This is a genomic window from Halomonas sp. McH1-25 (assembly GCF_022348165.1).
GTDB lineage: Bacteria > Pseudomonadota > Gammaproteobacteria > Pseudomonadales > Halomonadaceae > Modicisalibacter.
Window position 1 is genome coordinate 47,560 of record NZ_JAKRFI010000006.1, and the last position, 13,085, is coordinate 60,644.

The window sequence follows — 13,085 nt, forward strand, 5'->3', positions numbered from 1 at the left end:
ATCTCAGCTGTATAGGTGAGAACATAGCTAAGAGGCTTAAGCTAGCCTGGCTAGATTCGAATAAAGTTGAAAATTTATTTCGGCTGCGATCAGACCAGACAAAATCGGATAAAGCCTGAGTCTTGCCGGTGCCTAATGATGCACGACCTTGGCTCGAAGCGCTGCCGTTCGATACGACCCACGCCAAGCTACGACGTGCCGGGGAGAATGCCGAGGCGCGATATAGACCGGCCCGACCTGCGCCTTCATGACTTGCGGCACAGCTATGCGAGCCTGCTGGCTCAAGTCGGAGAGAACATGACGACGGTAGGGGGATCTACTGGACCATTCGAGCCTGATCGTGACGAGCCGCTGTGTGCATATGTTCGATGCTGGACTAGACGACATAAGCGTTCAGTTGCCAACACTGAATACGGCCTTCTGCGACCAAGCATTAAGCGAGGCTAAAACGGGAGGGAGGTGCTATTTGGCGGACACAGCCATCGAGAAATGAGGAAGAAATCTCCCCTATGCAACAGGAGCTGGAAACATCCTAATAAATTATTTAAATTATAAAATTAAGCTAAACGGCTCTGCATGAAGCGGGGCCGTTTTAGCGTAGGAACTTACGCTTAATATCACTCATGTAACCGAAAGATAGTGCCGACTTGTGGCCAGAGAAGGCATGCTTACGTATCTTGCGAGGTGCAGTGGGGAGAGGAATCTTTAAAAGTCTTTTTCCTGGTCACGAAACTTGCTGCTATCTCACCGCAAGGGCGAGACTCGGTGGGCGTCTTGTCATCAAGCTTGGCAGTATGACAGGACTACGCGCGGCCAGAAGCTTGCCTTGATCACGTCGTTACAATTAACATCATTTTTTCGAGAAAATGTAGTTTACTGTTCCACAAGTACAATTATTCAATAACATTGAGTTTCACTATGATCAATTTGCGCCAAATCGAAGCATTCCGCGCCGTCATGGTGCAAAAAACCATTACCCGTGCAGCACAGACGCTCTTTGTATCCCAGCCTGCTGTTTCTCGGCTCATAGCGGATCTTGAACATTACGTAGGGTTCTCGTTATTTAAGCGTCATAAAGGCAGGCTCATCCCCACTCCAGAAGCTTTAGCCCTTTACGAAGATGTGGAGCGTGCTTTCGTTGGCTTGGATAAAATTACGGATACGGCACGTGAGATCCGTGAGTTTCGTACGGGACGATTGTTTTTAAGTTGCATGCCTGCCTTGGCACTGAGTTTGTTGCCACAGCTAATTAATGATTTTTCAACGCGTCACCCAGGCATCACCATCTCCCTACAGGCCCATAGCTCGCAACGTGTGCTTGAATGGGTTGCGACTCAACAATGTGATGCCGGCTTGATTGGCATGAGCATCAATGATCCTGCGGTCAGCCTCGTTCCGCTACTGAACCGACCTCTACGCTTAGTCATGCCGCCCTTACATCCGCTAGCTGTCAAGCCCGAAGTGCATATTCATGACTTGGAGGGGGAGCCGTTTGTCTCGCTAGGCCAGTTACAGGACGTACGGCCCATAATCGACAAGGCATTTCAGGACGCTCAAGTAAAACGGCACATGCGCGTCGAGACCCAGCTTTCCAGCGTTGCATGCGAGCTAGTCATCGCGGGTGCCGGCGTTTCTCTCATTGATCCAGCCACAGCATGTTTTTACGACCAGCGCGGGCTAGTGTCGCGCCCTTTTTACCCAGAAATTCCCTTTCAATACAGTGCTGTACTGCCAGCTTTCCGGCCAGTATCTCGTCTAGTGGAAGAGTTTCTTGGAGAGGTACAGTGCCGGCTGGAGTCACTGCTTGGCCCTTCAAAGCCATAACATTTACACATAGATGTGCTACAAAATGGCATTAGTACTCATACCCGCCCGAATGCTAGCTTCATTGTATGTCGTATGCGCATAGCTTCATCTCGAGCTGTTATCTCCAGCTCGTAAATGCTCCACAAAAATAAACAGGTGAAAACTGATGAAACGACTGTTGTACCCCACCCTGACCGTGGCTGGCGTGATGTCTTTTGGCATGGGCCAAGCCATTGCCGATCCTCTCTATATCGGTGCCTATGGCGGTTCCACTGAAAAAGCCATGAAAGAGAAGATCATTCCAGCTTTCCTCGAAAATCACGATGCCGAAGTTATTTATGTACCGGGCAACTCAACCGATACCTTAGCCAAGCTCCAGGCGCAGGCAGGCAACCAGGAACTTGACGTGGTCTTAATGGATGATGGGCCCATGTACCAGGCCATCAATCTCGGTTTTTGCTCACCGCTATCCGGCATGAAGTCGCTTGACGATGTCTACGATGTAGCCCGCTTTTCAAATGACAATGCTGTTGGTATTGGCTTGGTAGCTACGGGGTTTGCTTACAATGCCGAAATGTTCAAACGCAATGGCTGGGCGCCGCCTTCCTCCTGGCAGGATTTAGCAGATAAAAAGTTTGAAGGAAAACTTGTCGTTCCTTCTATCAGCAATACCTATGGCCTTCATACCCTTGTCATGGCGGCTCGTCTCAATGGCGGGGGAGAAAACAATATTGATCCAGGCTTTGAATACATCAAAAATGAAGTGGCGCCCAATATTCTGACGTTTGAGCCTTCGGCAGGCAAAATGTCAGAGCTTTTTCAGAATGAAGAGATCGCTTTGTCTGTTTGGGGAAGCGGTCGGCTTCGCTCGCTAGCCAGTACTGGCTTCCCAGGAGCCTTTGCCTACCCTGAGGAGGGGGCAGTCGCTCTAATGGTCGCCGCCTGTGCTACGGAGGGCAGCGATGACCCAGAGCTGGCGCGAGAATTTATAACTCATCTGCTCTCTCCTGAATCTCAGCAGGTCCTTGCCGATGTACAGGGCTGGGGCCCTGCCCAGCGCCATACTGAGCTTCCCGATGATTTGGCCGCATCGCTTCCCTATGGCGACAAAGTGGACCAGTTGGTAACCGTAGATTGGGATGCTATTAACCCTAAGCGTCTCGAATGGACTAACCGCTGGAATCGTCGCATCGAACGCTAAGTGCGCTCTGGCTATCAACTATCCATCCACTAATGCATACCCTCTCTGTCTATTGGCAGAGAGGGCAGGAGAGCCTTGCCATGAGCTTTCTTCGATTGGAATCGTTGACTAAGCAGTACGGCGCTACAACCGCAGCAAAGAATATCACTTTGGATATCGCCAAGGGGGAATTCGTTTCTCTGCTAGGACCCTCAGGTTGTGGTAAGACGACGACATTGCAGATGATCGCCGGGTTCGTGGAGCCAACCCAAGGCCGTATCCTGATGGACGGCGTAAACATTACAAACCAAAAAGCCAATCAGCGTGGGATTGGCATCGTCTTTCAGAGCTATGCGCTGTTTCCACATATGACAGTCGCGGAAAATGCCCGATTCGGCCTAGAAATGCGCCGTGTACCTGTCGATGAGAGCCATCGACGAGTCTCTGAAACTCTTGAACTTGTAGGTTTGGATCACCTTGGAGACCGTTACCCGCGCGAGCTCTCAGGCGGCCAGCGGCAACGTGTTGCCCTGGCACGGGCCCTGGTCATTCGTCCTCCCCTACTTCTATTGGACGAACCGTTGTCCAACCTTGATGCCAAGCTGCGCGAAAACATGCAAATCGAGTTGCGCAATATTCAGCAACAAGTCGGCACCACAACATTAATGGTGACACACGATCAGTCCGAGGCATTATCCCTGAGTGACCGAGTTGTGGTCATGAACCAAGGGTGTGTTGTACAGGTAGATGAGCCATTCAATGCCTATGAGCAACCCAACGATACGTTCGTTTCCTCTTTCGTTGGCAAAACCAACCTATTATCGGCCCAAGTTGTTAATCGCAATGGGCAGCCATGTCTGCGGCTGGGGGAATGTATCTTTGATTTCCCCGTCACTGCTGGTCTCGAATCGGATGACATCAAACTCTCCATTCGTCCCGAAAGGCTCGAGCTGACCGATATCCATCATGGCCAGCTTATCGGTCGTGTCCGCACTAGACTGTTTCTCGGTAACCACTGGCTCTATCAGATAGAAAGCAATGCCGGCGACCTGCTAGTCACACTTCCCAATCATGGCTTCATGGCCATTGGTGTTGGTGATGATGTTGGCGTGCGTTGGCAGCCAGACGCTGTCCGCATACTAAAGGAGCAGGCTTATGGCTGAACTCACCTCGACGCTTTCAGAGACGCCGAATCCACCCGTATCCAAGCGATTAGCCCCTTGGCTATTGAGCGGTCCCGGCGCCATATTTTTCTTGACGCTATTGGGTATGCCTCTTCTGATGACGCTAGTCTTAAGCTTCAATAGCTTTGACTATTCAGAAGGCATCATTTCCACTTTTACACTGAACAATTATCTGGAAGTACTGACAGATAGCTACTTTCACGAAATATTTCTGCGAACTTATGGTATCAGTGTAGCCGTCGTCATTTTATGTATATTGATTGGGGTTCCTGAAGCCTACATCCTTTCCAGAATGCGCAGCCCTTGGCGCTCCCTTTTCCTAGTCGTCACCCTGGCGCCACTGCTTATATCTGTGGTCGTCCGTACACTGGGGTGGGTGTTGCTCATCGGTGGCAATGGTTTACTGGGCAAGACTCTGGAAGCTCTAGGGCTGGCTGAAGCCAGCGCCGGGAATCTGATGTATACCCATACGGGCGTGATCATGGCCTTGGTGCACGTATTGGTGCCATTCATGGTCATTTCCGTATGGGCCGCGCTGCAAAAACTGGACCCAGCCGTGGAGAATGCCAGCCTTTCCCTGGGCGCCAGCCATAGCATTGTATTCCGTCGCATTGTGATTCCGCAGATTTTACCCGGCATTCTTTCAGGCAGCTTGATCGTGTTTGCCCTGTCCGCCAGTGCCTTTGCAACTCCCGCCATCATCGGAGGTCGCCGCCTCAAGGTCGCTGCAACAGCAGCCTACGACGAGTATCTCAATACCATGAACTGGCCCTTGGGGGCAGCGATTGCCTTCATCCTGCTAGTCGCCAACGTTGCCCTGGTCATGACTTATAACCGCATGATGGAACGCCGCTTCCGTCGTACCTTGGGCTAGGAGGAAACATCATGCAACGTAACGGTAAATTCGCACTGCTGTTTCATAGCCTGTTCGTCGTATTTCTGTTGGCTCCGCTGGTGGTGGTTGTCCTTGTCGCCTTCACACCGAATGGCTATCTCTCTTACCCCACCTCAGGTTTATCCCTGCGCTGGTTCAAAGCCATACTCGATAATCCCGCGTTCATTCGAGCATTCTGGAATAGTATGTATCTAGGCATTGCTGCTGCGACCATTTCCGCCGTACTCGCCATCCCGGCAGCTTTGGCCATTGTGCGCTACCAATTCCGTGGTCGTGATGGGTTGGTCAGTTTGTTTCTTTCGCCCCTGATGATTCCTCATGTGGTGTTGGGGGTAGCCTTTCTCAGCTTCTTTTCGCGTATCGGTATTTACGGAAGCTTCCCGGCATTGGTCGCCGCTCATGTCATTATCATCATGCCGTATACCATGCGTCTGGTCATGGCATCCGTCTTTGGTATGGACCGCAGTGCCGAACAGGCTGCCCTATCGTTGGGTTCCTCTCAATGGACCGTGTTCCGACGTGTCACTCTCCCTATGATCCTGCCGGGAGTGGCGGGCGGCTGGGTACTCGCTTTTACGACCAGCTTCGATGAACTCTCGATGACGATCTTCGTAGCCTCTCCGAGCACTACGACATTGCCTGTGCAGATGTATAACCATATCGCCCACACCATCGACCCCCTCATCGCTTCGGTATCCACGGTACTGATTGTGATTACTGCTCTTTTCATGGTGGTGCTCGATCGCCTGTACGGCCTGGATAAAGTCCTGATCGGTAAGGGTTAAGGAGAACTCATGACGAGTTATGATTTTGCCGTCATCGGTGGCGGGTTGGTAGGTAGTGCCATTGCCTATGGCTTGGCCCGAGCCGGCCATCAAGTCTGCGTGCTGGATGAAGGCGATGTCGCCTACCGAGCCTCACGCGGTAACTTTGGCTTGGTCTGGGTCCAAGGTAAGGGGCAAGAAATTCCCTTGTATTCCGAGTGGAGCATGAGTTCCGCATCGCTCTGGGCGGGCCTGACCGACGAATTGTACGACCTAACCGGAATAAGGACTCAGCATCAGGCACCGGGTGGGGTTCATTTGTGTTACAGCGCTGATGAGTTGTCCAGCCGTCAATCTGCTCTTGAGTCCCTCTCCCGTGCCACACAGGGACGTTTCGATTTTGACATGCTGGATCACGACCAGCTTCGCCAATTGATTCCCGAGATCGGAGAGAGCGTGGTGGGGGCTTCCTGGTCACGCCTGGACGGGCACGCCAATCCATTGTATTTGCTGCGCGCCCTGCATGCTGGCATTCAACACCATGGCGGGACCTACAAGTCCTGCGGACCTGTACGTCGTATTCGCCCCGAGGCAGGAAGTTTTATTGTTGATTGCGAAAGGCAGCAGGTGCATGCAGCTCGGGTGGTGCTTGCCGCCGGCCTAGGCAACCGAGACCTAGCACCACAAGTCGGTTTGTCGGCGCCGCTCGCGCCCAACCGAGGCGAGATTCTCGTCACTGAGCGCATGAAGCCCCTATTGAATCTTCCTACTACTTACCTCAGACAAACCGGGGAAGGTTCGATCCTTATGGGAGACTCCCATGAGGATGTTGGCTTCGATGATGGTACGGAAACACACGTGCTATCACACATTGCCCAGCGTGCTGTCAGAGCCCTTCCTGCCCTGGCCAATACTCGCGTAGTCCGTGCCTGGGGAGCGTTAAGGGTGATGACGCCGGATGGCTATCCCTTGTATGAGGCTTCTGAAACTTACCCAGGCGCATTCGTTGCTTGCTGCCATAGCGGCGTCACCTTGGCGGCCGCTCATGTCAAGCGCCTAGCGCCCTGGATCGCTGGCGATACGCCACCGGCCGAAATTTCCCCTTTCACCGCGGAGAGGTTCCATGTTCAAACGGCTACCCCTGTCTGATACCACCTGCAATCGAGACGTGACGATAACTTTTGACGATCTGACCGTGACCGCACGTGAAGGCGAAACAGTGGCTGCCGCTCTGCTTGCCGCAGGAATGCGCAACTGCCGAACGACACCGGTGAGCGAATCTCCTCGTGCACCCTATTGCATGATGGGGGTGTGCTTCGAATGCCTGATGGAAGTCGATGGTGTGCCCAACGTTCAGGCCTGCCAAATGCTGGTTCGAGAGGGAATGCAGGTCCGGTCCCAACAAGGTGCGCGGAGGCTAGTCCATGATCACGCATGACCTGGTAATTCTCGGTAGTGGCCCGGCAGGAATGGCTGCAGCCATGACAGCGGCTCAGCATGGCCTCTCGCCTATCGTAATTGATGAGCAACCCGCCCCGGGTGGCCAGGTTTATCGGGCTATCGAAACCACGCCAGTCAATGATCGGCGCGTGCTTGGGCAAGATTATTGGTCGGGCGAAACCTTAGCGAAAGGGCTTCATCACCAAAATATAGACTACCAGCCCAATACTAGTGTTTGGCAATTGACGCGACAGCGCGACATTGGGTTGTTACATCATGAAGCTGCCTCGATGATCCGGGCCCGTCGGGTCATTCTTGCGACCGGGGCCATGGAGCGCCCTTTCCCTATCCCTGGCTGGACGCTGCCCGGCGTCATGACCGCGGGCAGTGCGCAAATCTTACTTAAATCTTCTGGCGTGGTACCGAATGCCCCAGCAGTCATGGCAGGTAGCGGCCCACTGCTATTTTTACTGGCCGCTCAGTACCTGCGCGCCGGTGTCCCTATCGCTGCGCTTCTTGATACGACGCCACGGGGCCGTTACCGCAAAGCCCTACCCTATCTCCCGGCGGCAGTGCGGAATATACCAACCCTGACCAAAGGACTTGGGCTGTTACAAGAATTGCGTCGTGCCGGAGTACGTCATATCAAGTACGTCAGCGCCTTGCGTGCCGAAGGTGACAACCAGCTGGAGCGTATTCGCTGGCAGACTGACGGGCAAGATACCTGGGAGTCCCTCGAAACGTCGACTCTACTGCTCCATCAAGGAGTCGTGCCAAATACCCAGATCACGCGCGCTCTGCATTGTGAGCATGACTGGAACGAACAACAGCTTGCCTGGCATCCACGCCTTGACGAGTGGTTGATGACCGATGTGGAAGGGATAGCCGTTGCAGGTGATGGCGGTGGGATTGTGGGTGCACAAGCCGCGGCGATTCAGGGACAGCTTGCCGGGTTAGGCGCAGCTATAGCGTTGGGAAAGGTGAAGTCTGACGAAGGCAATCGGCAGGCAGCCCAGCTTCGCCAGAAATTGGCACGTGAAACCTCTATTCGTCCCTTCCTTGATGTCATGTATCAGCCCGCTCTGCAATGGCGGCTTCCCTCTGATGACACTTTAGTTTGCCGCTGTGAGGAAGTCACCGCAGGAGAAATACGGCGCATTGCCCGTATGGGCTGTCGAGGCCCTAACCAGACCAAATCATTTTCCCGCTGTGGCATGGGTCCCTGTCAGGGACGCATGTGCGGCCTGACGGTAAGTGAATTGCTAGCTGATGCAAACCAACAAAGCGTTGAGGCAACAGGCTACTATCGCCTGCGTCCGCCTTTCAAGCCTATTACCTTAGGCCAACTCGCTCGTGCCGCGGAGGATAATCAGTGACGACACGCGTCGTGATCGTAGGGGCCGGTTTCCACGGCTGCAGTGCTGCTGTCCATTTAAGTTCCCAAGGGCATCAGGTCACTGTAATCGATAAAGCCTATGCAGGCCGCCACGCGTCCGGTGTCAACGCAGGGGGTGTTCGTCGCCTAGGCAGGCATCCTGCAGAAATCCCTTTAGCCACGGCAGCTTGGCAACGCTGGCAACGCATGACAGACCTTGTCGGTGACGACTGCGGCTTTCGTCCCGTTGGACAAATCAAAGTTGCCGAGAACGATGCTGACATGCAGCTTCTGGCTGATCGCGAGACACAAATCCGCTCGCTAGGATTCGATCATGAATATCTAATAGATAGGGAAGAACTGCGACGCCGAATTCCTAGTGTTGCCTCGCACTGTCCTGGTGGGCTGGCTTGTGATGGTGATGGGTATGCCAATCCGTACCGCACCGTCACCGCCTGGCGCCGTCGTGCCCAGCAGCATGGGGCTATCTTTCATGAAGGCATCGAGGTCACGAATCTGGACAGTCATAAAGGCGGCTGGGAAGTGACCGCCAGTGGACAGCGCTTTCAAGCAGATATTGTTGTCAACTGTGCCGGAGCTTGGGCCGGAACGCTATGTGAGCGGCTCGGCGAACCAGTACCTCTTACTGCCGAGGCGCCGATGCTGATGATTACTGAGCGTCTTTCCCCTTTCCTGCAGCCCGTAGTAGGTGCCACGTCACGCCCGTTATCTTTCAAGCAATTCGAGAACGGTACTGTGCTTATCGGCGGTGGGGTGCGTGGCGCTGTCGATTTTCAGCGAGACCTTGCCGAAACGCGCCTGGATGGCTTGGCTGAAAATGCCAATACCGTTGTGAGTCTGTTCCCCTTCATGGCTCAGGCTCGCATCGTTCGCACTTGGGCCGGTGTGGAGGCAGTCATGCCTGATCAGATCCCCGTGCTTAGCAGGAGCCATACACACGATAATGTTATTCACGTCTTTGGCTTTTCTGCGCATGGATATCAACTAGGCGCCATCACAGGAGAAATAGTTGCCGACTTGGTGAATCAAGCCGAGCCAAGTCTACCTATCACACCATTTTCTATTACGCGTTTTCAAGACGCCTGAATACCTAGTTGAATGCTAGCCCTGTATCCTCCTACCTATTATCGGTAGATCGGACAGGACAACTAACGCCCTCTCGGGCAATTTGGAGATACTCCATGATCCAACGCTATATCCGTACTCCCATTATGCATCGTGCCGTCGAAGCTAACGGATTCGTATTTTTCGGAGGTATCATTGCCGATGACTTAACATTAGACATGGCCGGCCAGACGAAACAAGTGCTGGATAAACTGGAAACTTACCTAGCCGAATCCGGTACTGACAAAAAAAATATCGTATCGGCAACCGCTTATGTTTCCGACCTTGGTCTAAAGAAAGGTATGAATGATGTCTGGACCGGGTGGTTTGCGCCAGAGAATTTACCATCTAGAGCCACGCTCGGTGTAGCTGACTTAGGGGAGAATGTCTTGCTGGAATTAGTAGTGACTGCAGTTAAGTCATAAATACAAGGGGGAGATAAATATCTCCCCTCCTATTCTCGTTTCATAAATAGTCATGAAAGCTGTAATGGTTGAATTAATTCAGACACCTACGTAGAACCCAGTGGCAACCATCCTCTTGAGCAGGGGTGCCTTAGTCGCATGCATTGAACACCGACTGATCAAGCCGGGAGTGACTCAGACGAAAAGGATGGAACGTTTCAATGACAGCATTTAGCGATGTGCTTTCAATTCGGCGATACGAGTCGAGAAACGAAATAAAACAGGTGATAAAACGCTGCTTATGGCTATACAATCATCATATTCCGCAAAAGGCGCTACACTTTGTTAAAGCTTTTAAGCTAGCGCAAGATGCTCGCTATCTACAGCGCTTGGGCTGCCTAGGCACTGGTCTGACAACTTTCTCGCCCAATGAGGCTATAGCTCCCACTCGGCCCGCCGATATCTAGCTCCCGACGATAATAATCTGGAGCTCCCCCCTGTGACGAAGACGGCCACCAAAAGACGAATATCCTTCAACCTGCAAACCAAAATTCTGCTGCTGACATTAGTGCCACTGCTGCTGGTGACCGGCTCCCTCGTTAGCTTGTCACTCTTTGAGCGCATGGAAGACAACCGGACCAATCTGGCCGAGCAGCGGGCCATGTTGATCGAAGCGCGCAAAGGCTCAGTGCGCAACGTGATCGAGACAGCCATGTCAGCGATCAGCCCGATCGTGGCGCAAGCCGGCCCCGATGATGCCGTTGCCCAACAACGTGCTCGTGACGTGCTGCGTAACCTGCGGTTCGAAGGTGACAACTACGTCTTCGTCTATGACTATGACGGCACCAACCTGGTCCTGCCCCACCAGCCACAAATGGAAGGCACCGCCATGCTCGACAAACAGGATCCCAACGGAAAATACCTGGTCCGTGACATGATCCAGATTGCCCAAAACGGAAGCGGTTTTTACCAGTACGGCTGGCCGCACCCAGGCACGGGCCAAGTAGAACCCAAATTCTCGTACGCAGCCGGCATCGAGAAATGGGGCTGGGTCATGGGAGCCGGGGTTTATGTCACCGATATCGACGCCGCCATGGCCGATGCCGAAGCCTTGGCCGCCAAGGAACTTGGTCAGTCAATCTGGTCATCGGTACTGATCGGTATCGTCATGTTTGCCGGTGTTGCCATCGTGGCCGCCTTCCTTGTGCGCCGTGCCATCCTCCCGATTCGCCGCATTGCCGAGGCTATGAAGGACATTGCCAGGGGTAAGGGTGACCTGACTCGCCGTTTGCATGCCGACAGCAAGGACGAGGTCGGCGAGCTGGCCAATCAGTTCAACGCCTTCGTCGAGCGCATGCAAAACACCCTGCGTGAAGTCCGCACCAGCACACGAAGCGTGAACCGGGCTGCCGGCGAAATTGCCCAGAGCAGTGAAGAACTGGCGTCACGTACCGATCAAGCTGCGGCCAATCTACAGGAAACATCGGCGTCTATGGAGGAAATCACCTCGACGGTCAACCACAGCGCCGAGTCTGCCCAGCAAGCCAATCAGCTAGTGCAGTCGACGGCCGACGTGGCCCGCCAGGGCGAAACGGCCATGACACAAGTCGAGAAGACGATGGATGACATCAACGCCTCGGCGGCGAAAATCAGCGATATCATCACCATGATCGACTCAATCGCTTTCCAGACCAACATTCTGGCGTTGAACGCCTCTGTCGAAGCGGCGCGTGCCGGCGAGCACGGCCGAGGCTTTGCCGTCGTTGCTCAGGAGGTCCGTACCCTGGCCAGCCGCTCTAGCGAAGCTTCCCGCGAGATCCGTGAGCTGATCGACGCCTCCTCGTCCCATACACGTTCCGGGGCCGAACTCGTCAGGTCGGCGGGTCAAACCATGCATGACATCGTTGCGAGTGTGGCCCGGGTTACCGATGTCATCGCCGAGATCAGCGCGGGGGCCAAGGAACAAAGCAGCGGCATCGGTCAGATCAATACGGCCGTGGCAGAAATGGACACCATGACCCAGCAGAATGCAGCCATGGTTCAGCAATCCTCTTCTGCGGCCAACGAGATGCGGGAGCATGCGCAGCGACTCAGCCGCTTAATCAACTCGTTCGTATTGGGTGACGAGGTAGCCGACATGAAAGGTGGCCCGGTTCCAGCATTACAGTCTCGGACCGCGCCAGCCGCCATGCCCAACCTGCCGGTTTCTAAGGCAGCCCTCGCGCGCCAGAGCCAAGCTGAGGAATGGGAAGAGTTTTGAAGCCGGAAAGCGGCTAATGATAGCTTAATAAACACACCCGGTCTGGCATCCCATGACCGGGTTTTTCATAGTTTCAAGGCAATCGATACGGCTCGAGCAAAAATGCTTGGCTTAAACCGAGGGTGTGATTGTCTCGGGTTCCGATTGTGAGCGATATGATAGATATGCACTCTCAGCAGGAAGGGCTTCTCCTCGAGGCGTTCATCGGGGCGTTTGGCGCAAGCGCGCTTCGATAGCGGTCGAACTGGTCATACAGCCGGGCAATGAACCTAAGCAACCAGGTCGAACCGTAAGCGGCAACCAACGTTCGACGGAATTCAGCAGTAAAGAGGATCTACTGGGCCACTCGAGCCTGATCGTGACGAGTCGCTACGCGCATATGTTCGATGCTGGCCTGGATGACATCGGGACTCGGTTGCCCAACCTGAATGCGGCCTTCTGCGACCAAATTGCGACCAAGCACTAAACGAGGCTGAAACTAGAGGGAGGAAAACGAAGCTAAGCAACTGATTTGGAAGTGGTGCCGGTGGTCGGACTCGAACCGACACGCTATCGCTAGCGGCGGATTTTGAATCCGCTGCGTCTACCAATTCCGCCACACCGGCAGCGGAGTCGCATTATACGGAGCTGGATCGTAACGTCAATGGCGGAC

11 protein-coding genes, 1 tRNA gene and 1 pseudogene are annotated in these 13,085 nt (G+C 53.9%); 11 read left to right on the top strand and 2 right to left on the bottom strand.

Annotation, left to right across the window (positions count from 1 at the left end; genetic code table 11):
- Nucleotides 1-918 precede the first annotated feature (918 nt).
- The 11 genes from MHM84_RS15195 to MHM84_RS15250 all read left to right on the top strand — a co-directional run bounded on the left by MHM84_RS15195 (nucleotide 919) and on the right by MHM84_RS15250 (nucleotide 12,433).
- Nucleotides 919-1,824, top strand: coding sequence for a LysR substrate-binding domain-containing protein (locus tag MHM84_RS15195; protein WP_239267205.1), 906 nt, complete (start codon nucleotides 919-921; stop codon nucleotides 1,822-1,824).
- A gap of 148 nt (nucleotides 1,825-1,972) precedes the next feature.
- Nucleotides 1,973-3,007 (top strand): ABC transporter substrate-binding protein, encoded by a 1,035-nt coding sequence (locus tag MHM84_RS15200; RefSeq protein WP_239267206.1) that lies wholly within the window; start codon nucleotides 1,973-1,975, stop codon nucleotides 3,005-3,007.
- A gap of 80 nt (nucleotides 3,008-3,087) precedes the next feature.
- A complete protein-coding gene (locus MHM84_RS15205) occupies nucleotides 3,088-4,149 on the top strand; it encodes an ABC transporter ATP-binding protein (protein ID WP_239267207.1) in 1,062 nt (353 codons plus the stop codon).
- Nucleotides 4,142-5,044: an ABC transporter permease gene (locus tag MHM84_RS15210; RefSeq protein WP_239267208.1), complete on the top strand. Its 903-nt coding sequence runs from the start codon at nucleotides 4,142-4,144 to the stop codon at nucleotides 5,042-5,044. Before MHM84_RS15205 ends, MHM84_RS15210 begins: the two co-directional genes overlap by 8 nt.
- Before the next feature lie 11 nt (nucleotides 5,045-5,055).
- Nucleotides 5,056-5,850, top strand: coding sequence for an ABC transporter permease (locus tag MHM84_RS15215; protein WP_239267209.1), 795 nt, complete (start codon nucleotides 5,056-5,058; stop codon nucleotides 5,848-5,850).
- Nucleotides 5,851-5,859: 9 nt separating this feature from the next.
- Complete coding sequence (locus MHM84_RS15220; RefSeq protein WP_239267210.1) at nucleotides 5,860-6,978, top strand: FAD-binding oxidoreductase; 1,119 nt, start codon at nucleotides 5,860-5,862, stop codon at nucleotides 6,976-6,978.
- A complete protein-coding gene (locus MHM84_RS15225; protein ID WP_239267211.1) occupies nucleotides 6,953-7,267 on the top strand; it encodes a (2Fe-2S)-binding protein in 315 nt (104 codons plus the stop codon). The genes MHM84_RS15220 and MHM84_RS15225 overlap by 26 nt, the downstream gene beginning before the upstream one ends.
- The gene (locus tag MHM84_RS15230) at nucleotides 7,254-8,645 is read left to right on the top strand and encodes an NAD(P)/FAD-dependent oxidoreductase (protein ID WP_239267212.1); all 1,392 of its coding nucleotides are present in this window, start codon (nucleotides 7,254-7,256) and stop codon (nucleotides 8,643-8,645) included. Before MHM84_RS15225 ends, MHM84_RS15230 begins: the two co-directional genes overlap by 14 nt.
- The gene (locus MHM84_RS15235) at nucleotides 8,642-9,751 is read left to right on the top strand and encodes an FAD-dependent oxidoreductase (RefSeq protein WP_239267213.1); all 1,110 of its coding nucleotides are present in this window, start codon (nucleotides 8,642-8,644) and stop codon (nucleotides 9,749-9,751) included. Before MHM84_RS15230 ends, MHM84_RS15235 begins: the two co-directional genes overlap by 4 nt.
- A gap of 95 nt (nucleotides 9,752-9,846) precedes the next feature.
- Entirely contained in the window at nucleotides 9,847-10,194 is a 348-nt protein-coding gene (locus tag MHM84_RS15240; RefSeq protein ID WP_239267214.1) for a RidA family protein, read from the top strand.
- Nucleotides 10,195-10,672: 478 nt separating this feature from the next.
- Entirely contained in the window at nucleotides 10,673-12,433 is a 1,761-nt protein-coding gene (locus tag MHM84_RS15250) for a methyl-accepting chemotaxis protein (RefSeq protein WP_239267215.1), read from the top strand.
- 229 nt (nucleotides 12,434-12,662) lie between these two features.
- Here MHM84_RS15250 and MHM84_RS15255 read toward each other — a convergent pair.
- Together MHM84_RS15255 and MHM84_RS15260 are read right to left on the bottom strand one after the other, a co-directional pair.
- Nucleotides 12,663-12,752, bottom strand: a pseudogene (locus MHM84_RS15255) (GntR family transcriptional regulator); the annotation flags it as partial.
- A 199-nt stretch (nucleotides 12,753-12,951) separates the two neighbouring features.
- A tRNA-Leu gene (locus tag MHM84_RS15260) sits at nucleotides 12,952-13,038 on the bottom strand.
- Between the last annotated feature and the right edge of the window lie 47 nt (nucleotides 13,039-13,085).

Bases quoted from the DNA above. Each gene is read 5' to 3' on its own strand.
- MHM84_RS15215 (WP_239267209.1), top strand. From the start codon at position 5,056: ATGCAACGTAACGGTAAATTCGCACTGCTGTTTCATAGCCTGTTCGTC.
- MHM84_RS15210 (WP_239267208.1), top strand. From the start codon at position 4,142: ATGGCTGAACTCACCTCGACGCTTTCAGAGACGCCGAATCCACCCGTA.
- MHM84_RS15220 (WP_239267210.1), top strand. From the start codon at position 5,860: ATGACGAGTTATGATTTTGCCGTCATCGGTGGCGGGTTGGTAGGTAGT.
- MHM84_RS15205 (WP_239267207.1), top strand. From the start codon at position 3,088: ATGAGCTTTCTTCGATTGGAATCGTTGACTAAGCAGTACGGCGCTACA.
- MHM84_RS15225 (WP_239267211.1), top strand. From the start codon at position 6,953: ATGTTCAAACGGCTACCCCTGTCTGATACCACCTGCAATCGAGACGTG.
- MHM84_RS15240 (WP_239267214.1), top strand. From the start codon at position 9,847: ATGATCCAACGCTATATCCGTACTCCCATTATGCATCGTGCCGTCGAA.
- MHM84_RS15195 (WP_239267205.1), top strand. From the start codon at position 919: ATGATCAATTTGCGCCAAATCGAAGCATTCCGCGCCGTCATGGTGCAA.
- MHM84_RS15230 (WP_239267212.1), top strand. From the start codon at position 7,254: ATGATCACGCATGACCTGGTAATTCTCGGTAGTGGCCCGGCAGGAATG.
- MHM84_RS15200 (WP_239267206.1), top strand. From the start codon at position 1,973: ATGAAACGACTGTTGTACCCCACCCTGACCGTGGCTGGCGTGATGTCT.